25 protein-coding genes are annotated in these 20,286 nt (G+C 71.4%); 22 read left to right on the top strand and 3 right to left on the bottom strand.

From position 1 onward, the window contains the following. Positions 1-34 precede the first annotated feature (34 nt). The 3 genes from EJF31_RS06410 (at position 35) to mraY (ending at position 2,275) form a co-directional block, all read left to right on the top strand. Positions 35-535: a 2'-5' RNA ligase family protein gene (locus tag EJF31_RS06410; RefSeq protein ID WP_185736157.1), complete on the top strand. Its 501-nt coding sequence runs from the start codon at positions 35-37 to the stop codon at positions 533-535. Positions 536-633: 98 nt separating this feature from the next. Beyond that, positions 634-1,101 (top strand): YcxB family protein, encoded by a 468-nt coding sequence (locus tag EJF31_RS06405; protein ID WP_125036285.1) that lies wholly within the window; start codon positions 634-636, stop codon positions 1,099-1,101. Between the two features lie 88 nt (positions 1,102-1,189). Further along, positions 1,190-2,275, top strand: coding sequence for a phospho-N-acetylmuramoyl-pentapeptide-transferase (gene mraY / locus EJF31_RS06400; protein WP_125036284.1), 1,086 nt, complete (start codon positions 1,190-1,192; stop codon positions 2,273-2,275). 19 nt (positions 2,276-2,294) lie between these two features. Here mraY and EJF31_RS06395 read toward each other — a convergent pair whose 3' ends face one another. Continuing rightward, positions 2,295-2,714, bottom strand: a complete 420-nt coding sequence (locus tag EJF31_RS06395) for a VOC family protein (protein WP_125036283.1) — start codon at positions 2,712-2,714, stop codon at positions 2,295-2,297. A 68-nt stretch (positions 2,715-2,782) separates the two neighbouring features. Here EJF31_RS06395 and EJF31_RS06390 point away from each other — a divergent pair, with 68 nt between their 5' ends. Continuing rightward, the gene (locus EJF31_RS06390; RefSeq protein WP_125036282.1) at positions 2,783-3,715 is read left to right on the top strand and encodes a hypothetical protein; all 933 of its coding nucleotides are present in this window, start codon (positions 2,783-2,785) and stop codon (positions 3,713-3,715) included. Positions 3,716-3,726: 11 nt separating this feature from the next. On the opposite strand, the gene EJF31_RS06385 is transcribed toward EJF31_RS06390, so the two are convergent. Both EJF31_RS06385 and kstD read right to left on the bottom strand, forming a co-directional pair. Next, the gene (locus EJF31_RS06385; RefSeq protein ID WP_125036281.1) at positions 3,727-4,575 is read right to left on the bottom strand and encodes a MaoC family dehydratase; all 849 of its coding nucleotides are present in this window, start codon (positions 4,573-4,575) and stop codon (positions 3,727-3,729) included. Further along, the gene (kstD, locus tag EJF31_RS06380; RefSeq protein ID WP_125036280.1) at positions 4,575-6,242 is read right to left on the bottom strand and encodes a 3-oxosteroid 1-dehydrogenase; all 1,668 of its coding nucleotides are present in this window, start codon (positions 6,240-6,242) and stop codon (positions 4,575-4,577) included. Before kstD ends, EJF31_RS06385 begins: the two co-directional genes overlap by 1 nt. A gap of 35 nt (positions 6,243-6,277) precedes the next feature. Here kstD and EJF31_RS06375 point away from each other — a divergent pair, with 35 nt between their 5' ends. From EJF31_RS06375 to EJF31_RS06290, 18 genes are all read left to right on the top strand, one after another. Then, on the top strand, positions 6,278-7,066 hold the full coding sequence (locus EJF31_RS06375) for a 2-keto-4-pentenoate hydratase (protein ID WP_125036279.1): 789 nt from the start codon (positions 6,278-6,280) through the stop codon (positions 7,064-7,066). A gap of 7 nt (positions 7,067-7,073) precedes the next feature. Beyond that, positions 7,074-8,000 carry an acetaldehyde dehydrogenase (acetylating) gene (locus tag EJF31_RS06370; RefSeq protein WP_125036278.1) on the top strand — a complete coding sequence of 309 codons (927 nt, stop codon included), beginning with the start codon at positions 7,074-7,076 and terminating at the stop codon, positions 7,998-8,000. Further along, complete coding sequence (dmpG, locus tag EJF31_RS06365) at positions 7,997-9,055, top strand: 4-hydroxy-2-oxovalerate aldolase (protein ID WP_125036277.1); 1,059 nt, start codon at positions 7,997-7,999, stop codon at positions 9,053-9,055. The genes EJF31_RS06370 and dmpG overlap by 4 nt, the downstream gene beginning before the upstream one ends. 20 nt (positions 9,056-9,075) lie before the next feature. Beyond that, complete coding sequence (locus tag EJF31_RS06360) at positions 9,076-9,645, top strand: DinB family protein (protein WP_125036276.1); 570 nt, start codon at positions 9,076-9,078, stop codon at positions 9,643-9,645. Positions 9,646-9,964: 319 nt separating this feature from the next. Beyond that, positions 9,965-12,667: a bifunctional YncE family protein/alkaline phosphatase family protein gene (locus tag EJF31_RS06355; RefSeq protein WP_125036275.1), complete on the top strand. Its 2,703-nt coding sequence runs from the start codon at positions 9,965-9,967 to the stop codon at positions 12,665-12,667. Positions 12,668-12,742: 75 nt separating this feature from the next. Further along, complete coding sequence (gene hsaA / locus EJF31_RS06350; protein WP_125036274.1) at positions 12,743-13,909, top strand: 3-hydroxy-9,10-secoandrosta-1,3,5(10)-triene-9,17-dione monooxygenase oxygenase subunit; 1,167 nt, start codon at positions 12,743-12,745, stop codon at positions 13,907-13,909. 2 nt (positions 13,910-13,911) lie between these two features. Next, complete coding sequence (hsaD, locus tag EJF31_RS06345) at positions 13,912-14,808, top strand: 4,5:9,10-diseco-3-hydroxy-5,9,17-trioxoandrosta-1(10),2-diene-4-oate hydrolase (protein WP_125036273.1); 897 nt, start codon at positions 13,912-13,914, stop codon at positions 14,806-14,808. Then, a complete protein-coding gene (hsaC, locus tag EJF31_RS06340; protein ID WP_125036272.1) occupies positions 14,805-15,704 on the top strand; it encodes an iron-dependent extradiol dioxygenase HsaC in 900 nt (299 codons plus the stop codon). The genes hsaD and hsaC overlap by 4 nt, the downstream gene beginning before the upstream one ends. Positions 15,705-15,718: 14 nt before the next feature. Continuing rightward, complete coding sequence (locus tag EJF31_RS06335; RefSeq protein WP_260430665.1) at positions 15,719-16,360, top strand: flavin reductase family protein; 642 nt, start codon at positions 15,719-15,721, stop codon at positions 16,358-16,360. Then, positions 16,357-16,719, top strand: a complete 363-nt coding sequence (locus EJF31_RS06330; RefSeq protein ID WP_125036271.1) for a hypothetical protein — start codon at positions 16,357-16,359, stop codon at positions 16,717-16,719. The genes EJF31_RS06335 and EJF31_RS06330 overlap by 4 nt, the downstream gene beginning before the upstream one ends. A gap of 128 nt (positions 16,720-16,847) precedes the next feature. Beyond that, positions 16,848-17,252, top strand: a complete 405-nt coding sequence (gene gvpJ, locus EJF31_RS06325) for a gas vesicle protein GvpJ (protein ID WP_125036270.1) — start codon at positions 16,848-16,850, stop codon at positions 17,250-17,252. 7 nt (positions 17,253-17,259) lie between these two features. Further along, on the top strand, positions 17,260-18,024 hold the full coding sequence (locus EJF31_RS06320; protein WP_125036269.1) for a GvpL/GvpF family gas vesicle protein: 765 nt from the start codon (positions 17,260-17,262) through the stop codon (positions 18,022-18,024). A 7-nt stretch (positions 18,025-18,031) separates the two neighbouring features. Next, on the top strand, positions 18,032-18,286 hold the full coding sequence (locus tag EJF31_RS06315; RefSeq protein ID WP_125036268.1) for a gas vesicle protein GvpG: 255 nt from the start codon (positions 18,032-18,034) through the stop codon (positions 18,284-18,286). A gap of 3 nt (positions 18,287-18,289) precedes the next feature. After that, positions 18,290-18,688 carry a gas vesicle protein gene (locus EJF31_RS06310; protein WP_125036267.1) on the top strand — a complete coding sequence of 133 codons (399 nt, stop codon included), beginning with the start codon at positions 18,290-18,292 and terminating at the stop codon, positions 18,686-18,688. Next, entirely contained in the window at positions 18,685-19,014 is a 330-nt protein-coding gene (locus EJF31_RS06305) for a gas vesicle protein (RefSeq protein ID WP_260430664.1), read from the top strand. The genes EJF31_RS06310 and EJF31_RS06305 overlap by 4 nt, the downstream gene beginning before the upstream one ends. Then, a complete protein-coding gene (locus EJF31_RS06300) occupies positions 19,011-19,781 on the top strand; it encodes a GvpL/GvpF family gas vesicle protein (RefSeq protein ID WP_125036266.1) in 771 nt (256 codons plus the stop codon). Before EJF31_RS06305 ends, EJF31_RS06300 begins: the two co-directional genes overlap by 4 nt. After that, positions 19,778-19,975: a gas vesicle protein gene (locus EJF31_RS06295; RefSeq protein ID WP_125036265.1), complete on the top strand. Its 198-nt coding sequence runs from the start codon at positions 19,778-19,780 to the stop codon at positions 19,973-19,975. Before EJF31_RS06300 ends, EJF31_RS06295 begins: the two co-directional genes overlap by 4 nt. Continuing rightward, complete coding sequence (locus EJF31_RS06290) at positions 19,972-20,259, top strand: gas vesicle protein K (RefSeq protein WP_125036264.1); 288 nt, start codon at positions 19,972-19,974, stop codon at positions 20,257-20,259. Before EJF31_RS06295 ends, EJF31_RS06290 begins: the two co-directional genes overlap by 4 nt. Positions 20,260-20,286 lie beyond the last annotated feature (27 nt).

Raw genomic sequence — 20,286 nt, 5'->3', positions numbered from 1 at the left:
ACGTTCGGGGCATGACGGAACGGCTCGCGCGCTGATGCCGCGCCTGCACGCCCTCGAGCTCGTCCCCGACGAGACCGGGCGGGACTCGGTGCTGCGTGACTGGCAGGCGCTGCGAGACGCCGGTCTGCCCTCCCAGCTCGACCACAAGGGGATGACCAACACCCCGCACGTCACGCTGGTCGCCGCGCCCGCCCTCTCCGACCACGCGCTGGACCAGGCGCGCGACCTGCTGGGGGCATTGCTCCCCGTCCGGGCCCGTACGTCGGGCCTGCTGCTCCTCGGCGGCCCGCGCGTGACCGTGGCGCGGGCCCTCGACGTGGACGACGACGTGGTGCACGCCGTGCTCCGCCTCCGCGCCCTGGTCGACGGCCCGCAGCACGACAGCTGGCTGCCGCACATCTCGCTGGGCCGGCGGGTGCCGCGCGCCGAGGTCGGGCGCGCGATCGAGGTGCTCGGCCACCGCGACGTCGAGCTCTCGCTGACCGGCCTGCGGCGCTGGGACCCCGACAACGGGACGGTCACCCCGTTCCCGTGAGGAGACATCGCTCGTAGGATCCTCGGGGCGCGCCGCCAACTCCGCGCGCACGGTCCTCGGCCGAGGCCCGGATCGTCGAGGAATCGGAAGGACTCTGCGTGGTCGCGCTCGACCGTCACTTCGTCGTCACCGATGCCCATGTCGGCCGGGCCACGCGGGCCGCCTTCATCGCGTGGCACCACATGCCCCGCCCCTGGCGACGGTACGGCGCCTACCTCCTGCTGGGAGTCGTCGCCGCGTGGGTCCTGGCCGACCGCACGGTCCTCCTCCTCGTCCCGGCGGCCTTGGCCGGTGACGTGGTCATCCGCTATCGAGCCACCGCCCGCGACTCCAGCTCACAAGAACCTGTGGGCACGACGATCGCGCTCGGATTCGGCGAGGACGCCTTCGCCTACAAGACCTGGACGCAGTCGGGCGAGGTCCCTTACTCCGCGGTGCAGAAGGTCGTCTCGACGAACGGTTGCCGCGTGATCGTGGCGCTCTCCGAGCACATCTTCTGGGCGCTGCCATCCGAGCTGATCCCGGCTGAAGCCCTCGCACGGATGTCGACGCCGACGCGCTTGTGAGCGGGCTTCAGCGGCGTGGGTCGGCCGCACGACCCGTCGGTCGGCCTAGGTTGGACGTTCTGCCCACTCACGACAGAACGGACCCGGGTTGAAGGCCATCCTGCTGAGCGGCACGTGCGCGCTCGTGGTGTCGCTGTTCCTGACACGCTGGGCGATCGGCCAGTTCGCGAAGTGGGGCCTCGGGCAGCTGATCCGCGACGACGGCCCGACGACGCACCACACCAAGCGGGGCACCCCCACGATGGGCGGCGCCGCGGTCGTGGTCTCGGTGCTGGTCGGCTACGCAACGTCCAAGCTGGTGACGTCGGAGGAGCCCTCGCGGTCCGCCCTCCTGGTGCTCTTCCTGCTGGTCGGCATGGCCGGGGTGGGGTTCCTCGACGACTTCATCAAGGTCCGGCTGCAGCGCAGCCTCGGCCTGCGGAGCCGGGCCAAGCTGATCGGGCAGACGGTGGTCGGCCTCGTGTTCGGCGTCCTCGCGCTCCTGACCGGATCGGGCGACGGGGAGGCGGCCGTCTCCCACCGGATCTCGCTCGTGCGCGAGGTCGGGCCGGCCCTGCCGTGGGTGCTCGTCATGGTGCTGATCTGGTTCATGGTCAACGGCGCGAGCAACGCCACGAACCTCATCGACGGTCTCGACGGGCTGCTCACCGGCAGCGCCGCGATGGTGTTCTCGGCCTACGTCTTCATCGGCATCTGGCAGAACAACCACGCCTGCGGATCCGCAGGCGGGGCGATCGGCGTCTGCTACGACGTGCCGGCCGCGCTGGACCTGGCCACCCTCGCGGCCGCCATGACCGGCGCCTGCTTCGGCTTCCTGTGGTGGAACGCTTCCCCGGCGCGGATCATCCTGGGTGACACCGGCTCCCTCGCCCTCGGCGCAGCCATGGCCGGGCTCGCGCTGGTGACGCGGACCGAGCTGCTGCTGGTCGTGCTCGGCGGCCTGTACGTCGCGGTCACCGGGTCGGTGATGATCCAGGTGTCGTGGTTCAAGCTCACCCGGCGCATGACCGGCACCGGTCGACGGGTCTTCCGGATGACGCCGCTGCACCACCACTTCGAGCTGCTCGGCTGGGAGCAGGTCACGGTGGTGATCCGCTTCTGGATCGTCGCGGGCATCTCCGTCGCCGCGGCGCTCGGGATCTTCTACAGCGACTGGCTGGGCGGCCTGCACTGACCGCCGCCGGCCAGCGCGCTCAGCGGGCCGGGTTCTTGACCTCCTGCAGCGCCCAGGTGTTGCCGTCGGGGTCGTCGAACCAGACGAACGTGCCGTAGTCCCGACGGGTCGGGTCCAGGCCCGGGGTCTGGCCGGTCTCGGTGAAGTGGTGCGGTCCGGTGTTGTCGATGCCGCGCTCCTCGAGGAACGCGTGGGCGGCCTCGATGTCGTTGACGACCAGCTGGGCACCCTTGAGCGTGCCCGGCGGCTGGCCGCCGCCGAGACCGGTGCCGAAGACGATCGAGCAGGCCGAGCCGGGCGGGGTCACCTGGACGACGCGGAAGGACTCGCCGGCGGTGTAGTCGCTGTCCAGGCGGAACCCGAGCCTGTCGACGTAGAACTCGCGGGCGCGCTCCACATCGGCGACGGGGGCCACGACGACCTCGAGCTTCCAGTCCATGCCATCTCCTCTGAACAGTCCGTGTAGGTGGGCGCCACTCTGACAGATGGTTCTGACAGGCTGGTGCCATGACGGCCGTCGCCGACAACGCGCCCCGCTTCCGCGAGAACACCGACCACGTCGAGTCGTGGTTCGTCCGCGCCAACGACCCCGCCTCGCCGCGGGCCGTCTGGCTCAAGCGGACGGTGCTGTGCCGGCGTGACGGTACGACGGTCACCGAGGCCTGGTGCAGCGTCTTCGACGGGACCCGCACCGCGGCGTACCGGCACGAGGAGCGGCTCGACCTCGACCTCACCGCCGGTGGCGGCCGGAGCGCGGGGTCGCTCGGCGACGTGGCGTGGGACCTGTCGTTCACGCGGGATCCCGGGCCGCTGGGGGAGCCGATGAGCCTGCTGCCGAGCGCGCGGATGGTCGACGCGCCGTTCCCGAAGAACAAGCTGCTCTCGCCGTTCCCGGTCGCGACGTTCGCCGGCGGCCTGACCTGGGGCGGCGAGACGTGGGACCTCGAGGGCTGGGTGGGCATGGAGGGGCACAACTGGGGTGCGGCGCACAGCCCGGAGTACGCCTGGGGCCAGTGCGTGTTCCCCGAGCAGGGTGCCGTCGTGGAGGCCGCGTCGGGCCGGATCGAGCTCGGCTCGCGCACGTCGCCGCTGTTCTCGATGCTGGTCGTCCGGGTCGGCGACGTCGAGCACCGCTTCGACCGGATCGTCGACCGCTGGCGCCAACGACCGGACCTGGACTTCCCCCGATGGACGCTCGAGATGCGTGGTCGCGCGGGTCGCGCCCGGCTGGAGATGACCGCCGACCCGGCCGCGATGGTGTGCCTGGGCTACGACAACCCGGCCCGGCCGCGGTCCTACTGCCTCAACTCCAAGACCGCCCGCGTGCGGCTGAGCGTCGAGCCGCGGAGGGGCGCGCCCTTCGAGCTGACCAGCGAGCACGGGGGAGCGCTGGAGTTCCTCCGCCCCGACCCGGTCGCCGAGGTGCAGCCGGTCGTCTGACGCAGACGTGGTCAGGCCGGCGTCAGCACGCAGTCGGCCAGGACGGGGGAGCCGTCGCGGTCGCCGCCGGCGACGGTCGCGGTCACCACGATGCCGTCGTCGGTGTGCCAGGCCCGGACCCGGATCGTCTCGCCGGGGAACACGACGCCCGCGAACCGCGCGGTGAACGCGCCGACACGCGACGCGTCACCGCCGATGAGGGCGTCGGTGACCGTGCGGAGCACGATCCCGTAGGAGCACAGGCCGTGCAGGATCGGTGCGGGGAAGCCGGCCGCCTTGGCGAAGTCGGGGTCGGCGTGGAGCGGGTTGCGGTCGCCGCAGAGGCGGTAGAGCAGCGCCTGCGTGGGCGTGACGGCGTACGTCGTGTCGGCATCGGGCGCGCGGTCGGGGACCACCACCGCGGTGGACTCCCCGCGTGGCCCGCCCCAGCCGCCCTCGCCGCGCACGAAGATCGAGGACCGTACCGTCCACAGCTCCTCGCCCGCGGGAGACGTCGCGACGCCCTCCTGCCAGATGACCGACGCCTTGCCCTTGTCCCAGACCTCGCTGATCCGGGTGCGGAGCGTGGCCGAGCCGGCGGTGGGCAGCGGGCCGGCGACGGAGATCGACTGCGAGCCGTGCACGACCTGGGCGAGGTTGATGTCGCAGCCGGGCAGGTCGAGCGGCGGCGGGTCGGTCATGTGGAAGGTCGGCGCGACGATCCCGAACGACGGCAGCACCTGTAGCGCCGGACCCTCGAGCGTGTACGAGAGGTCGGACGCCCCGATCGCCAGGTGGTAGAGCAGGACGTCGCTCTCCGTCCACGCGAACGTGCGGTCGGGGAGCTCGGCGCCGACGGCCACGGCGGGGTCGATGGGCATCAGGCGGTCCCGTTCGCGATGTCCTCGGCGGCGAGGTAGCCGAACGTCAGGGCTGGGCCGATGGTGGCGCCGGGACCGGCGTAGGTGTGGCCCATGACGGCCGCGGAGCAGTTGCCGGCGGCGTACAGGCCGGGGATCACCGACCCGTCGGGGCGCAGCACCCGGGCGCGCTCGTCGGTGACCAGCCCGCCCTTGGTGCCGAGGTCGCCGGGCACGATCTTCACGGCGTAGAACGGGCCCTGGTCGATGGCGTGGAGCGAGGAGTTCGGGGTGACCTTCGGGTCCGAGTAGTACTGGTCGTAGCCGCTCTCGCCGCGGTGGAAGTCCTCGTCGACGCCGGCGCGAGCGAAGCCGTTGAAGCGCTCGACGGTCTCGCGCAGCGCCGCGGGCGGCACCGCGATCTCCGCGGCCAGGTCCTCGAGCGTGGCGCCCTTGCGGACCACGCCGTGCTTGTACCAGTGGCCGGGGAAGGGCTGCCGCGGCGACAGCCCGGCGAAGAGGTAGCGGTTGCGGTAGCGCTGGTCCATCACCAGCCACGAGGGGACGTGCGGGACGCCGGTGGCCTCGCCGCGGTAGATCTCGTGGACGGCCTCGACGTAGGGGAGCGCCTCGTTCATGTAGCGGCGGCCCGCGGAGTTCACGATGATCGAGCCGGGCAGGTTGCGCTCGGCCAGGCAGAACCACGGCCCCGACGGCAGCGGGATCGTCGGCCCCCACCATGCGTCGTCGAGCAGGTCGGTCGCCGCTCCGGCCGCGATCCCGGCGAGGATGCCGCCGCCGGTGTTGTTGGCCGAGCCGGTCGTCCAGTCGATGGAGGTGGGCTGCGGCTGCCACTTCTCGCGCATCTCGAGGTTCTTCTCGAAGCCGCCGCTGCCGAGGATGACCCCGCGCCGGGCGCGGACGACCCGGGTCGACCCGCCAGCGGTCACCCGGACGCCGACGACGCGGCCGTCCTCGATCACGAGGTCGTCGAGCTCGGTCTCGTAGTGCACCGGCACGCCGGCGTCGACGAGCCCCTGCCGCAGCCCGATCGCGAGCGCGTTGCCCATGGCGTACATCTTCTGGCCGCGCAGCAGGCTGACCAGCCGCATCACCAGCACCCGGATCATCGTCAGCGGCCCGCGGAGCGTGCGCAGCCCGAGGCTGATCTTGCGGAAGTCGGCCTGGGTGACGATCAGGTTGGCCGGTGCCTTGGTGTACGCCGGGTGCAGCCGCTCCAGCTCCTCGCCGAGGAAGCGCGCGTCGATCGGGACCGGCTCGACGCTGCGGCCCTTGAGCCGCCCGCCGGGAGCCTCGGGGTGGTAGTCGGCGTAGTCCGGCACCCAGGCGAACCGCACCGGCGTCCGCTCCCGGATGAAGTCCATGACCTCGGGGCCGCGGTCGACGTAGGTGTCGCGGCGGGTCTTGGGCACCACGTCACCGACGATCGCGTCGAGATAGCGCTTGGACTCGGCGGGCTCATCGGCCTGCCCGGCCTCGCGCAGCGCGTAGTTGCCGGGGATCCAGACCCCGCCGCCGCTGCGGGCGGTGGAGCCGCCGAACCACGCGCTCTTCTCCAGCAGCACGGTCTCCAGGCCGTGCGACGCGGCGGCCAGCGCGGCCGTCATCCCGGCGCCGCCGGCACCGACCACGACCACGTCGACCTCGGCGGGGAGGGGGGTGCTCATGGCGCAAAACTGTAACAGGTTCTAGCATGGTCGCCATGCTCTCCGACGAGGTACGCCGAGACGTCGCCGCGGCCCTGGCCGTCGCCGAACGCGACCGGCGGCCGATCCCGCCGCTGCGCGAGACGCACCCCGGGATCGACGTCGTCGACGCCTACGAGATCCAGCTGCTCAACATCCGACGGCGGCTCGCGACCGGCTCGACGGTGCACGGCCACAAGGTCGGGCTCTCCTCGGAGGCCATGCAGCAGATGATGGGCGTCGACGAGCCGGACTACGGCCACCTGCTCTCCGACATGGCGGTCTCGCAGGACCGCCCCGTCAGCGCCGGCCACTACTGCTACCCGCGCGTCGAGGTCGAGGTCGGCTTCGTCCTCGGCGCGGACCTGCCCGGCGAGGGCTGCACCGAGGACGACGTCCTCGCGGCGACCGAGGCCGTCGCACCGGCCATCGAGCTGATCGACAGCCGCATCACCGACTGGGACATCCGGATCTGCGACACCATCGCCGACAACGCCAGCTCGGCCGGCTACGTGCTCGGCCCGGAGCGGGTCAGGCCCACCGACATCGACCTGCGCACCGTCGAGGCGCGGCTGCTCCGCAACGGCGAGCAGGTCGCCGCCGGCCGTTCCGACGCCGTCCTCGGCAACCCGGTCACCGCCGTCGCGTGGCTGGCCCGCAAGGTCGCGACGTTCGGCGTGACGCTCCAGGCGGGGCACGTGATCCTGCCGGGCAGCGTGCACCGCGCGATCGACGTACGTCCCGGCGACGACTTCGAGGCGGCCTTCGACGGCCTCGGCAGCGTCCGCCTCTCGTTCACGGACTAGGAGTCCCATGGTCTCGACAAGCTCGACCACCGAGCGGCTGACCGCCGCCATCGTCGGCCCCGGCAACATCGGCACGGACCTGATGTACAAGCTGCTGAGGTCCGACTCGATCGAGCCACGCTGGATGGTCGGCGTCGACCCCACCAGTGAAGGGCTCCGGCTCGCCTCCGCGCTCGGCCTGGAGGCGAGCCACGAGGGAGTCGACTGGCTGCTCAAGCAGGACGAGCTGCCCGACCTGATCTTCGAGGCGACGTCGGCCTACGTGCACCGCGAGTACGCCCCTCGCTACGAGGAGGCCGGCATCCGCGCGGTCGACCTGACGCCCGCGGCGGTCGGCCCGGCCGTCATCCCGCCGGTCAACGGCGAGGCCCACGTCGGCGCGATGAACGTCAACATGATCACCTGCGGCGGCCAGGCCACGATCCCGATGGTGGCGGCGGTGTCGCGGGCGGCGACGGTGTCGTACGCCGAGATCGTGGCGTCCGTCGCCAGCGTCAGCGCCGGCCCGGGCACGCGCGCCAACATCGACGAGTTCACCCGGACCACGAGCCGCGGCGTCGAGGAGATCGGCGGAGCCCAGCGGGGCAAGGCGATCATCATCCTCAACCCGGCCGACCCGCCGATGATCATGCGCGACACGATCTTCTGCGCCGTCCCGCCCGACGCCGACCGCGACGCGATCGTCACGTCCGTGCTGGCGATGGAGAAGGCGGTGCAGGCCTACGTCCCGGGCTACCGGCTGCTCCAGGAGCCCCAGATCGACGACCCGTCCCCGGCCACCCAGGGCCAGACCAAGGTCAGCATCTTCGTCGAAGTCGAGGGCGCCGGCGACTACCTCCCGCCGTACGCCGGCAACCTCGACATCATGACCGCCGCCGCCACCCAGGTCGGCGAGACGATTGCTCGATCCCTGGCAGCAAGGAGCATGGCGTGAACGAGCTGGCCCGGATCTGGTCCGACGACCTCGACCTCCGCCTCACCGACACCTGCCTGCGCGACGGGTCGCACCACAAGCGCCACCAGTTCACGGCCACCGAGGTGCGCGACATCGTCGAGGCCCTCGACGCCAGCGGCGTGCCGGTCATCGAGGTGACCCACGGCGACGGGCTGGGCGGGTCGAGCTTCAACTACGGCTTCTCGCGCACACCCGAGCAGGAGCTGATCCGGATCGCCGCCGAGACCGCGCAGCGCGCCCGGATCGCCTTCCTGATGCTGCCCGGCGTTGGCACCAAGGACGACATCCGCGCGGCGCAGGACAACGGCGGCCAGATCTGCCGGATCGCCACGCACTGCACCGAGGCCGACGTGTCCCGCCAGCACTTCACATTGGCCCGCGAGCTCGGTCTGGAGACCGTCGGCTTCCTGATGATGAGCCACACCCAGCCGCCGGAGGTGCTCGCGCAGCAGGCCCGGATCATGGTCGACGCCGGCTGCCAGTGCGTCTACGTCGTCGACTCGGCCGGCGCGCTGATCATGGAGCAGACTGCCGACCGGGTCTCCGCGCTGGTCGCCGAGATCGGCCACGAGGCCACTGTGGGTTTCCACGGCCACGAGAACCTCGGCCTCGGCGTCGCCAACACCGTCATCGCCGCACGTGCCGGCGCGACCCAGATCGACGGCTCCGTCCGGCGCTTCGGGGCCGGCGCGGGCAACACGCCCCTCGAGGCGTTCGTCGGCGTCTGCGACAAGCTCGGCTGGCGGACCGGCATCGACTTCCTGACCATCGTCGACGCGTCCGAGGACGTGATCCGCCCGGCGATGCCGGAGGAGTGCCAGCTGGACCGGATGACGCTGATGATGGGCTACGCCGGTGTCTACAGCTCCTTCCTCAAGCACGCCGGCAATGCCGCCGACCGCTACGGCGTCAGCGGCGCCAAGATCCTGCTCGAGGCCGGACGACGCAAGCTGATCGGCGGCCAGGAGGACCAGCTCATCGACATCGCCCTGATGCTCAGGACCGAGCAGGACAAGGCGATCGCCAACGCGTGAGCCGTGGCTAGGGTGACGCCATGACCGACGCGAAGGAGACCCTCGTCCACTACCTCCAGGGCGCTCGTGACGCGCTCGTGTGGAAGCTCGAGGGACTCAGCGAGTACGACGCCCGCCGCCCGCTGACCCCGACCGGCACCAACCTGCTCGGTCTCGTCAAGCACTCGGCCGGCGTCGAGCTCATCTACTTCGGCGACACCTTCGGGCGGCCGAGCGGGATCGACCTGCCGTGGTACACCCCGGGGGCCGACCGCAACGCCGACATGTACGCGACGCCCGAGGAGGACCGCGACTGGCTCGTCGACCTCTACCGCCGGGCGTGGAAGCACGCGGACGAGACCTTCGCCGCGTGCGATCTCGAGACCGTCGGGCACGTGCGCCACTGGGGCGGCGAGGCCGTGACGCTCCACCGGATGCTGGTCCACGTCGCGACCGAGACCCACCACCACGCCGGCCACGCCGACATCCTGCGCGAGACGGTCGACGGCGCCGCCGGCTTCCTGCCGACGGCCAACAACCTGCCCGGCGACGACTACGACTGGGCGGCCCACGTCGGGCGGGTGCAGTCCGCCGCGGACGCTTTCCGCTGACCGTCGAGTCGGCACAACTGCCGGTGGTGACTGAGGCGGCCGCGCGCGGGGGAGCGGTGAGCTGTGAACCCTTTCCCTGCCCGGTTTGGTTCATGGCTTACCGCCGGGTCGGCCGGGCGGTGGCTGGTGAACCGTTTCCAGGTCGGATTCGGTTCAGGGCTCACCGCTGGGGCCGTAAGGGGGTGCGCATGCGGGCGACGCACTTCACCAGCCCCCGACCATGCCGCGTCCCGTGGCGCCGGTCACGCGGGGGCTGAACAGTCGGTGAACACGAAGGACGGGGCGTGACCCCCCAGCCCGTGACGGGGTTGAGAGGGGCATGCGCACCCTCCCCACCACCGCCGCCGGCGTTGCCGCCGGCCTCGTCGCCGGCCTGCTCGTCTGGCAGGTCGCCGGCGCCGACGGCACCGAGCACGTGACCCCCTACAGCACCACGGGCCAGTACGCCGAGGGCGTCAGCCTCGTCTCCGGCCGGCTCATCACGCCGGTGGGGGAGCGCACCGAGCTCGGCGACTTCCCCGTCGCGATCGCGCTCTCGCCGGACGGCACCGTCGCCGCGATCGCCAACAGCGGTCAGGGCGAGGGGGCACCGTCCCAGACGGACGAGGGGATCCAGATCGTCGACGTCGCGAGCGGCCGGGTGCTGCAGACGGTGCACGACCACGAGGCGGATCAGCCGACCTTCTACGAGTCCGGGCTGGCGTGGAGCGCCGACGGCAAGCACCTCTACGCCACGGGTGGCGGCAACGACCAGGTCTACGACTACGCCTGGGACGGCCACCAGATCATGATGGTCCAGCGCTGGAAGAGCTCGCTGCGGGCCGGTGCGCCGACCGTGGACGGCAGCCAGAACGGCGGCATCCCCGGCACGGCCCCGCTGGTCGGCGACGCGGCCGCCTACAGCCGCGGGCTCGACGTCCTGCCCGACGGCAGCGCGGTCCTGGTCACCAACGAGCAGGGTTCGACGGTCGCCGCCCTCTCCACCGGGAACGGCACCCTGCTCTGGGAGACGCCGATCGGTGGCGCGGGCCAGCCGGGGGGCGCCTACCCCGAGGCGGTCACCGTGTCGAAGGACGGCGCCACGGCGTACGTCGCCGCCCAGGGCCTCAACGCCGTCGTCGGCCTCGACACGGCCACCGGCGCGGTCACCTCGACGACCCCCGTCGGCGACCACCCGGTCTCGATGGCGCTCGACGGCGCGGGGAAGAACCTCTACGTCACCAACGCCAACGACGACTCGCTGACCGTCCTCGACGTCACCGGCCCCACCCCCAGCGAGGTCACCCAGGTCTCGACGCACCTCACCAAGGGCGAGGCCAACGGCTCCACCCCGGACGCGGTGGCCGTCGACGACGCGACCCACACCGTCTACGTCGGCAACGCCGGGGACAACGCGGTGATGGTGCTGCGCGGCGCCGGGAAGGACCTGCACACGGTCGGCGCCATCCCCAGTGGCTGGTACCCCTCGGCCCTGGCGACCGCCGCCCACGGCAGGCTCCTCGTCGCCTCGGCCAAGGGTCTCGGTGGTGCGCCGATCCGCAGCCACGCGCAGTACATCGTCAACCACCGGCACGGCCTGCTGACCGCCGTCGACCGCCCGTCGGCGGCCACCCTCGCCGCGTGGACCGCGAAGGCACGGCACAACCTGACCTACCCCTCCACCACTTCGCGCCTGCGGCCCGCCGGCTCGCCGATCCCGACGCTGGCGAACGCCGGGCACAGCCCGATCAAGCACGTCGTGATGATCGTCCGGGAGAACCGGACCTTCGACCAGGTCTTCGGCGACCTCACCCGCCGGGACGCGGACGTGAAGCCGGCGTACACGGAGTTCGGCCGGGTCGACGACCACGGCAGGACGGTCACGCCCAACATCCACGCGCTGGCCAAGCGGTTCGCGCTGTCGCAGAACTTCTACAGCGACGGCGAGGCGAGCATCCAGGGCCACCACTGGACGGCCGAGGGCGTCTCGAGCGACTACACCGAGAAGAGCTACCTGCACTACTACTCCTCGCGCAACCACCCCTACGACCCGACCGCGCCGATCGTCTACCCCCGGTGTGGCGCGGTGTTCCAGCAGCTCGCCCGGCAGGGCAAGACCTTCCGCAACTTCGGCGAGCTGGTGGGTCTCTCCACCGCCCAGGTGCCGACGACCAAGGTCGCGCCGGGATCGCGGTGCGGCACGCCCGGGGGTGCCTACGACGAGCAGTCGGCCGCGAGCTTCGACCCCAACCTCGGCGCCAACCTCTCCCTGACCTCGGTCTCCGACGTCGACAAGGAGCAGGAGATCGAGGCGGCCCTCGACCCGCTGGTGCAGACCGACCAGCTGCCGCAGTTCATGTACGCCGTCCTCGGCAACGACCACACCGACGGGACGTCGGCGGGCAAGAAGACGCCGGCGGCGCACGTGGCCACCAACGACCTCGCGGTCGGGCGGTTCGTGGACTACCTGTCGCACACCCCGCAGTGGAAGAGCACCGCGGTGTTCATCGTGGAGGACGACAGCCAGGACGGCCTCGACCACCGCGACGGCCACCGCAACATCCTCGCCGTGGCGTCGCCGTACGCGAAGCGGGGCGCGCTCTCCTCGCTGCACATCAGCCAGGCGTCGGTCCTGCACACGATCGAGCTGATCCTCGGCCTGGACCCGCTGTCGTCGTACACGCAGTACGCCGCGGTGCCCTACGACCTGTTCACCTCCAAGCCGGACCTCGCGCCCTACACCTTCCGCACCCCGACCTACCCGATGGACAAGAAGAACCCGGACGCGAAGCCGGGCTCGGCCGCGTCGGTCCCCATCGACCTGAGCTCCATCGACGTCGCCGGGCCGATGCTCGAGGCGCAGATCTGGGAGTCGGTGCACCCGGGTGTCCCGATGCCCCCGGCGCTCATCGCGGAGCTGCGGGCTTCCGGCGGTCTGAAGGAGGAGGCCCTGCGGGCGTGGGCGCGTGGCGAGCGGTGCTCCTGCCGACCGTTGCTGCCGGGTCTCGTGGTCGCCCCGGGGATGGGGGACCTCGACGACTGACCCGTGCGTCGGGGGTTACCCAAAACAAGAACGTGTTCTAGTATTGCTGCTGTCCGACCACGACAGGAGCAACACATGTCCCAGGCTGTGCTCGACGGCGTCCGCGACCTGCTGCCCGGCATCCGGGAGCGGGCCGACGAGGCGGAGCGTCTGCGCGTCGTGCCCGAGGCCTCGGTCAAGGAGCTCGAGGAGGTCGGCTTCTTCCGGATGCTCCAGCCCCGGCGCTTCGACGGGCTGGAGGCGGACCCGGTCGACTTCTACACCGCGGTCCGGGACATCGCCTCGGCGTGCGGCTCGACGGGCTGGGTCTCCAGCGTGGTCGGCGTGCACCCCTGGCAGGTCGCGCTCTTCGCCGACGAGGCCCAGCAGGCGGTGTGGGGCGAGGACACGTCCACCCGGCTGAGCTCGTCGTACGCCCCCACGGGCAAGGCGGTCCTCACCGACGGTGGCTACACGCTGTCGGGCAAGTGGAGCTTCTCGTCGGGCTGCGACCACTGCCAGTGGGTGCTGCTCGGCGGGCTGGTCTTCAACGCCGACGGGCAGGTCGTGGACTTCCGGACCTTCATGGTGCCGCGCGAGAAGTACCAGATCGTCGACGTGTGGCACATGGTCGGCCTCAAGGGCACCGGCTCCAACGACATCGTGGTCGACGAGGTGTTCGTGCCCGAGGCGTTCACGCTCTCGATGGGGGAGACCGGGCAGTGCAAGGGCCCGGGCCAGGCGCTGAACACCTCCGACCTCTACAAGCTGCCCTTCCACTCGATCTTCACCGGCACCATCACCACCCCGATCATCGGGATGGCGCGCGGCGCCTACGCCGAGCACGTCGAGATGCAGCAGAAGCGCACCCGCGCGGCCTACCTCGGCGAGAAGGCGTCGCTCGACCCGTTCGCCGCGGTGCGGATCGCCCGTGCCTCCTCGGAGATCGACGCCGCCTGGGCGCTGCTGGTCAGCAACATCCGCGAGGAGCAGGCGCACGTCGACAAGGGCGAGAAGATCCCGCTCGGCCTTCGGCTCAGGGTGCGGCGCGACCAGGTCATCGGCACCCAGCGGGCCATCGACGCGATCGACGATCTCTTCGAGGCGTCCGGGGGTCGTGCGCTCGCCGAGGGCACCTACCTGCAACGGGCGTGGCGCGACGCGCACGCCGGCCGCGTGCACGCCGCCAATGATCCCGAGCGCGCGTTGCAGATGTACGGCGCCCACGAGTTCGGCCACAAGGTCGACCCGGGGATGTACTGACCGTGGCCGAGCTGACCCGCGAGTCCACGCGCCGCTCCGCCAAGGCCGGCGACATCACGCTGAGCTACCACGAGGCCGGGGTCTCGACAGGCTCGACCACCGGAGCCGGCGGCGGGCTGCCGCTGGTGATGCTGCACGGCGGCGGGCCGGGCGCGTCCGCCTGGTCCAACTTCGGGCCGGCGCTGCCGCGCTTCGCCGCGTCGTACCGCACCCTGCTGGTCGACCAGCCGGGCTTCGGGGCGTCCGACAAGCCGCCCGTGGTCGGCAACTACTACCGCTTCGCGGCCGACCATGTCGTCGCCCTGCTCGACGAGATCGGCGTCGATCGCGTGCACCTGCTGGGCAACAGCCTCGGTGGCGGCACCGCGATGCGTCTCGCCCTGACCCATCCCGACCGGGTCGGACGGCTGGTGCTGATGGGCCCCGGCGGGCTCTCGCTCAACCTCTTCCACGCCGACCCGACCGAGGGCGTCCAGCGGCTGATGGACTTCGGCGCCAACCCGACCCGGGAGGCGCTGCGGGCCTTCATCTCGACGATGGTGGTCGACCAGTCGCTGGTGACCGACGAGCTGGTCGAGGAGCGGTTCGCCGACGCCACCGCCCCGGGCGCGCAGGAGGCGATGCGCTCGATGGGGATGTCGTTCTGGAATCCCGAGACCGCCGAGGACGGCATGCTCTGGCGCGAGGCGCACCGGCTGCGCAAGCACACGCTGCTCACGTGGGGCCGCGAGGACCGGGTCAACCCGATCGACGGGGCCTTCGCGGCACTGAAGCTGATCCCGAAGGCGACGCTGCACGTGTTCCCGCACTGCGGGCACTGGGCGCAGATCGAGGCGGCCGAGGAGTTCGCCGAGGTCACCACGGCGTTCCTGGCCCGTCATACCGAGAGGGCGCGATGATCGACATCAAGAGCCTCGGCTACGTCCGCGTCGAGAGCACCGACGTCGAGCAGTGGCGCCACTTCGCCGGCAAGGTCCTCGGGCTGGCCGAGGGCCGCGGGCCGACGGAGGGGCACCTCTACTTCCGGATGGACGAGCTGTCCGCGCGCATCGTCGTGGTCCCCTCCGAGCACGACCGGATGGGCTGCATGGGCTGGGAAGTGGCCGACCGGCGGGCGCTCGCCCAGGCCGTGGACCACCTCAAGGACCACGGGGTCGAGATCCACGAGGCGACGGCCGAGGAGCTCGCCGAGCGCCGGGTCGAGGGGATGATCCACTTCGAGGACCCCTTCGACAACGTCTTCGAGCTGTTCCACGGCGCGACGTACGAGGCGCGGCCGCTGGTCACGCCGTACGCCAACCGCTTCGTCACCGGCGAGCAGGGACTCGGACACATCGTGGTGCCGGTCGGCGACGACGAGGAGGCGCTGCGGTTCTACGCCGACGTGCTCGGCTTCCGGCTGCGCGACTCGATGCGGATGCCGGGGGAGTTCGTCGGCAAGGAGCCCGGATCGACCGCCTGGCTGCGGTTCCTCGGCTGCAACCCGCGGCACCACTCGCTGGCGTTCCTGCCGATGCCCAACCCGTCCAAGTGCGTGCACATCATGGTCGAGGTCGAGAAGCTCGACGACGTCGGACGCGCCCTGGAGCGGGTCCGCAAGCACGGCGTGCCGCTGTCGGCCACGCTCGGTCGGCACATGAACGACCAGATGGTGTCGTTCTACGTCCGCTCACCGGGCGGCTTCGACGTCGAGTACGGCACCGAGGGCCTGACCGTCGACGACCACACCTGGGTGGCTCGCGAGAGCACCGCCGTCTCGTACTGGGGGCACGACTTCTCCGTCGGTCACCAGTGACTACGGTTGAGCGCATGAGCTCGGAGGCCGGCCGCGAGATCCCGGAGGGGATGAACCCCGACGCGCGCGAGACCTGGCCGAGTCCCGAGCTGATCAGCTCCTGGCTGGGCGACGTCGACGTCGACTTCGAGTTCCGCCCCGGGGAGTACGGCGGCGTCCACGCCGACGACCCGGCCGCGATCGCCGCGGCCCGGCAGTTCCGCGACGTGCTCGGGCGGTTCGCCTCGGGAGTCACGGTCGTGACGTCCACGTCGTCGGGGGAGCCGGTCGGGCTGACCTGCCAGTCGTTCTCGAGCGTGTCGCTGGACCCGCCGCTGGTGCTGTTCGTGCCGGCCAAGACCTCGCGGGCCTGGCCGCTGATCCAGCGGTCGGGGAAGTTCTGCGTGAACTTCCTGGCCGCCGACCAGGCCGAGCTGTCCAACCGGATGGCCAGCCGCGGCATCGACAAGTTCGCCGAGGTGCCGTGGACGCCGTCGGCCGCCACAGGCTCGCCGCTCCTCGCCGGGGTGCTCGGCCACGTCGACTGCACGATCCACGCCGTCCACGAGGCGGGCGACCACTTCGTCGTCATCGGACGGGTCCTCGACATGGCCGTGTCCGGCGTCGAGGAGCCGCTGCTGTTCTACCGGGGTGACTACTCCACGACCGAGTCGTGACGCTGGTCCCTGTCGACCCGGTCGAGCGGGACTTCGCCGTCCGGTTGCTCACCCGCTTCCTCCGGCTCTGCGAGAGCCCGCGCACACGGGCCCGGATGGTCAAGCTGATCCAGGGATCGACCGGCAGCGCCCGGGCCGGCCGGGTGCTCTACCGGATGATCAACAGGTCGGTCCTCAACCCCGTCGCGCGCGCCACCGGTGTCCAGTCGTCCGCCATGCGAACGGAGCTGCTCGCCTCGCAGCTCATCGGGCTGGCGATGCTGCGCTACGTCATCAAGGTCGAGCCGATGGCGTCCGCGTCCGTCGACGAGGTGATTGCCCTCACGGCGCCGTCGATCCGGGCGACGCTCCGCGCCTGAGCTCCCGCGCATGGCCGGGCTTTACCAAAATCGGGGGTTTGCGAGTCGCGCGGACGGGCACGACACCGAGAACTGCTAGACAGCCGAACACTCGAACAGCCGACGACTCCGGAAGAGAAGGTGCAGACATGACCGTGGCCACACAGCGCTCGGGCGGCTACCTCGATCGAGGTGGCTCCAGCGGACTCGCCGACGTCGTCGAGATCATCCTCGACAAGGGGATCGTGATCGATGCCTTCGTCCGGGTCTCGCTCGTCGGGATCGAGCTGTTGACCATCGACGCCCGCATCGTGATCGCCAGCGTCGACACCTACCTGCGCTTCGCCGAGGCGACCAACCGGCTGAACCTCTACGAGTCCGGCAAGGGCGGCAAGGACCTGCCCGAGCTGATGGAGGGCGTGATGGAGGGGGGTGCGCGGGGCAAGACCTCGGGCATCCTCGGCGCCGCCAAGGACGCCCTGCTGGGGTCGTCCGACGACGATGAGGACGACGACAAGAGCAGCAGTCGCAGTCGATCCTCCAGGAAGTCGTGACTGACACATGACGACCGCCTCAGGGACGGACGTGGGCACGGACGAGGCGTACTACGTCTACGGCATCGTGCCCGCGGCTGCCCCCGTCGAACTGGTCCGGGAGTCGGGCATGGGCCGCGACGTCGAGCTCCGCGTCGACGGACCCCTCGCCGCGATCGTCGAGATCATCGACCCCGAGCGGCCGCTGGGGCGCCGGCGCGACCTGGTCGCGCACAGCACGGTGCTCAACACGCTGGCCTCGCACGGCCCGGTGCTGCCCATGCGCTTCGGCTCCGTGGTGCAGGACGACCGCGCGCTGGTCGAGGAGCTCCTTGCCCCGCAGCGCGAGCATTTCGCCGGCCTGCTGGATCAGGTGACCGGCCGGGTGCAGTTCACCCTGCGGGCGCGCTACGTGCTCGACACGGTGCTCGCCGAGGTGGTCGCCGCCGACCCCGAGATCGCCGAGCTGCGCCGGCGTACGGCTGACCTGCCCGAGGACGCGACGCACTTCGAGCGGATCCGGCTCGGGGAGCTCGTCGCTCGCGCGGTCGAGGCCCGGCGTGCCGCGGATGCCCAGGAGATCCTCGACCGGCTCGCGCCCCACGCGCTCGACCACGTCGAGCGCGAGGTGGCAGGCATGGACGGCCTCGCGGAGTTCGCGTTCCTCGTGGACCTCGAGCGGCAGCAGGAGCTCGAGGACGCGGCCGAGGTGCTCGCCGCCGAGCTGGACGGCCGGGCGCGCCTGAGCCTCGTCGGGCCGATGGCATTGTTCGACTTCGTCGCGGAGCAGTGAGGGCCCGATGGGACTGATCACCGGACTGCTGACCCTTCCGCTGGCGCCAGTGCGCGGCACCATCTGGGTCGCCGAGCAGGTGCTCGAGGAGGCCGAGCGACAGCACTACGACCCGGCTCGCATCCGCCGCGAGCTGGAGGACGTGGAGGAGTTGCGCCGCTCGGGGGAGATCACCGACGAGCAGGCCGAGCGGCTCGAGGACGATCTCGTCGAGCGGCTCATGGAGAGCCGCCGCCGCACCACCACCCGAAAGGGGACCTGACCGATGGCCACCACGCAGAATTCCGCGCCCGCGAAGAAGACCGCCGCCAAGAAGGCTCCCGCTCGCAAGGCGCCCGCTCGCAAGGCGCCCGCCAAGCGGGCCACCGCGCCGGCCGCCGCTCCTGCCAAGAAGCCGACGGCGATGGAGATCGCCCGGTCGGCGGCCCGACAGCTCGCAGCGCTGAGCGGCCGGCAGCCCGAGTCCGTGATCGGGATCGAGCGCACCGAGGACGGCTGGGACGTCGAGCTCGAGGTCGTCGAGAGCCGTCGCATCCCGGACTCGACCGACATCCTGGCGACCTACCTGGTGCAGGTGGACGGCGACGGCGACCTCACCGGCTACCACCGCGTTCGCCGCTACGTGCGCGGCAAGGGTGGCGAAGGGGACGGGGGCAGCCGGTGACGGAGCAACGACCGCTGGCCCGCGGCGTCCAGAGCGGCTACGACGTGGCCGAGCGCCGGGGGTCTGCCGATCTGGCCGACATCCTCGAGCGCGTGCTGGACAAGGGCATCGTGATCGCCGGCGACATCAAGGTGAACCTGCTTGACATCGAGCTGCTGACCATCAAGATCCGGTTGCTCGTCGCCTCGGTCGACAAGGCGAAGGAGATGGGCATCGACTGGTGGGAGAACGACCCGATGCTCAGCTCGCGCAGCAAGGACCGTGAGCTCGAGAACGAGAACCAGAAGCTCAGGGAGCGGCTCAAGGAGCTGGAGCAGGGGTCATGAGCACCGGTCTCTACGCCTACGCGATCGCGCGCGGGCTCACTGACGCCGACGTGTCCGGACAGTCGGGCATCGCCGGGGCGCCGCTGCGACTCGTCGAGCGCGAGGGCCTCGTGGCGGTGGTGAGCGAGGTCGACCTCGACGAGTTCGGGGAGGAGGGGCTGCGTCGCAACCTCGAGGACCTGCGCTGGCTCGAGTCCGTCGCGGTCGCCCACGACGACGTCGCCCGGCACGCGGCCGGCCGCGCGCCGACCGCCCCGTTGCGGCTCGCGACCGTCTTCCTCGGCGAGGAGTCGCTGCGTGGCCAGCTCGCCGCGTGGCACGACGACGCCTCACGTGTCCTCGACCGGGTCGAGGGGCGCAGCGAGTGGAGCGTGAAGGTGTACGCCGACCCGTCGGCCCGAGTGGAGCCGGAGCCCGTGCAGGCCCCGTCCGAGGGGGTCGGCGCCGGCCGGGCCTACCTGCTGCAGCGCCGTGCCGCGACCCAGCGCCGGGCGACGTCCGCGCAGGCGGACGCCGACCTCGCGCAGGAGCTCCACGACACGCTGGGCGGCCTCGCCACGTCGGGACGCCGACTCGCACCGCAGGACCGCCAGCTGACCGGCCACACGGGGGAGATGATCCTCAACGGCACCTACCTGCTCGACGACGCGCAGGTCGAAGACTTCCGCAGGGTCGTCTCCTCGCTCGGCGCCGGGCACGAGCACGTCCGGGTCGAGCTGGGCGGGCCGTGGCCGCCGTACTCCTTCGCGTCCCTGGACGCGTCGTGAGCGAGGTCGCCACCTCCGACCGTGCCACCGGGCCGCTCCAGCCGGTGGCCCTGGTCGACCTGCTCGACCGCCTGCTCGGTGCCGGCGTCGTGATCTCCGGTGACCTGGTGATCTCGCTCGCCGGTGTCGACCTCGTGCAGGTGCGCCTGCACGCGCTGATCGCCTCGGTGCGGGCGGAGATGGTGCCGCAATGAGCGAGGGTTACGCACTCCCGCGCCGGCTCGAGACCGACTCGGAGTCGGTCCAGCGCGACCTGATGAAGCTGGTGCTCACGATCATCGAGCTGGTCCGCCAGCTCATGGAGCGCCAGGCGATCCGGCGGGTCGACGAGGGCGACCTCGGCGACGACCAGGTCGAGGAGCTCGGCCTGGGCCTGATGCGTCTCGAGGAGGCGATGGACCAGCTCAAGGAGCAGTTCGACCTGACCACCGACGACCTCAACCTCGACCTGGGCCCGCTCGGGACCCTGCTCGACTGACCTTCACCCACTGACGATTCACGGAGG

Source organism: Nocardioides sp. LS1, assembly GCF_003865225.1.
In the GTDB taxonomy this organism is placed as follows: Bacteria; Actinomycetota; Actinomycetes; order Propionibacteriales; family Nocardioidaceae; genus Nocardioides; species Nocardioides ginsengisegetis.
The sequence above is the reverse complement of the archived record's forward strand: the minus strand, read 5'-3'. Positions and strand labels throughout refer to the sequence as shown.

Coding starts and splice junctions, on each gene's coding strand:
- EJF31_RS06375 (WP_125036279.1), top strand. CDS start 6,278: ATGCTCTCCGACGAGGTACGCCGAGACGTCGCCGCGGCCCTGGCCGTC.
- hsaA (WP_125036274.1), top strand. CDS start 12,743: ATGTCCCAGGCTGTGCTCGACGGCGTCCGCGACCTGCTGCCCGGCATC.
- EJF31_RS06290 (WP_125036264.1), top strand. CDS start 19,972: ATGAGCGAGGGTTACGCACTCCCGCGCCGGCTCGAGACCGACTCGGAG.
- EJF31_RS06385 (WP_125036281.1), bottom strand. CDS start 4,575: ATGCCCATCGACCCCGCCGTGGCCGTCGGCGCCGAGCTCCCCGACCGC.
- EJF31_RS06310 (WP_125036267.1), top strand. CDS start 18,290: ATGGCCACCACGCAGAATTCCGCGCCCGCGAAGAAGACCGCCGCCAAG.
- EJF31_RS06315 (WP_125036268.1), top strand. CDS start 18,032: ATGGGACTGATCACCGGACTGCTGACCCTTCCGCTGGCGCCAGTGCGC.
- EJF31_RS06335 (WP_260430665.1), top strand. CDS start 15,719: ATGAGCTCGGAGGCCGGCCGCGAGATCCCGGAGGGGATGAACCCCGAC.
- EJF31_RS06355 (WP_125036275.1), top strand. CDS start 9,965: ATGCGCACCCTCCCCACCACCGCCGCCGGCGTTGCCGCCGGCCTCGTC.
- EJF31_RS06410 (WP_185736157.1), top strand. CDS start 35: ATGCCGCGCCTGCACGCCCTCGAGCTCGTCCCCGACGAGACCGGGCGG.
- EJF31_RS06360 (WP_125036276.1), top strand. CDS start 9,076: ATGACCGACGCGAAGGAGACCCTCGTCCACTACCTCCAGGGCGCTCGT.
- kstD (WP_125036280.1), bottom strand. CDS start 6,242: ATGAGCACCCCCCTCCCCGCCGAGGTCGACGTGGTCGTGGTCGGTGCC.
- EJF31_RS06395 (WP_125036283.1), bottom strand. CDS start 2,714: ATGGACTGGAAGCTCGAGGTCGTCGTGGCCCCCGTCGCCGATGTGGAG.
- gvpJ (WP_125036270.1), top strand. CDS start 16,848: ATGACCGTGGCCACACAGCGCTCGGGCGGCTACCTCGATCGAGGTGGC.
- hsaC (WP_125036272.1), top strand. CDS start 14,805: ATGATCGACATCAAGAGCCTCGGCTACGTCCGCGTCGAGAGCACCGAC.
- EJF31_RS06320 (WP_125036269.1), top strand. CDS start 17,260: ATGACGACCGCCTCAGGGACGGACGTGGGCACGGACGAGGCGTACTAC.
- EJF31_RS06370 (WP_125036278.1), top strand. CDS start 7,074: ATGGTCTCGACAAGCTCGACCACCGAGCGGCTGACCGCCGCCATCGTC.
- EJF31_RS06390 (WP_125036282.1), top strand. CDS start 2,783: ATGACGGCCGTCGCCGACAACGCGCCCCGCTTCCGCGAGAACACCGAC.
- EJF31_RS06300 (WP_125036266.1), top strand. CDS start 19,011: ATGAGCACCGGTCTCTACGCCTACGCGATCGCGCGCGGGCTCACTGAC.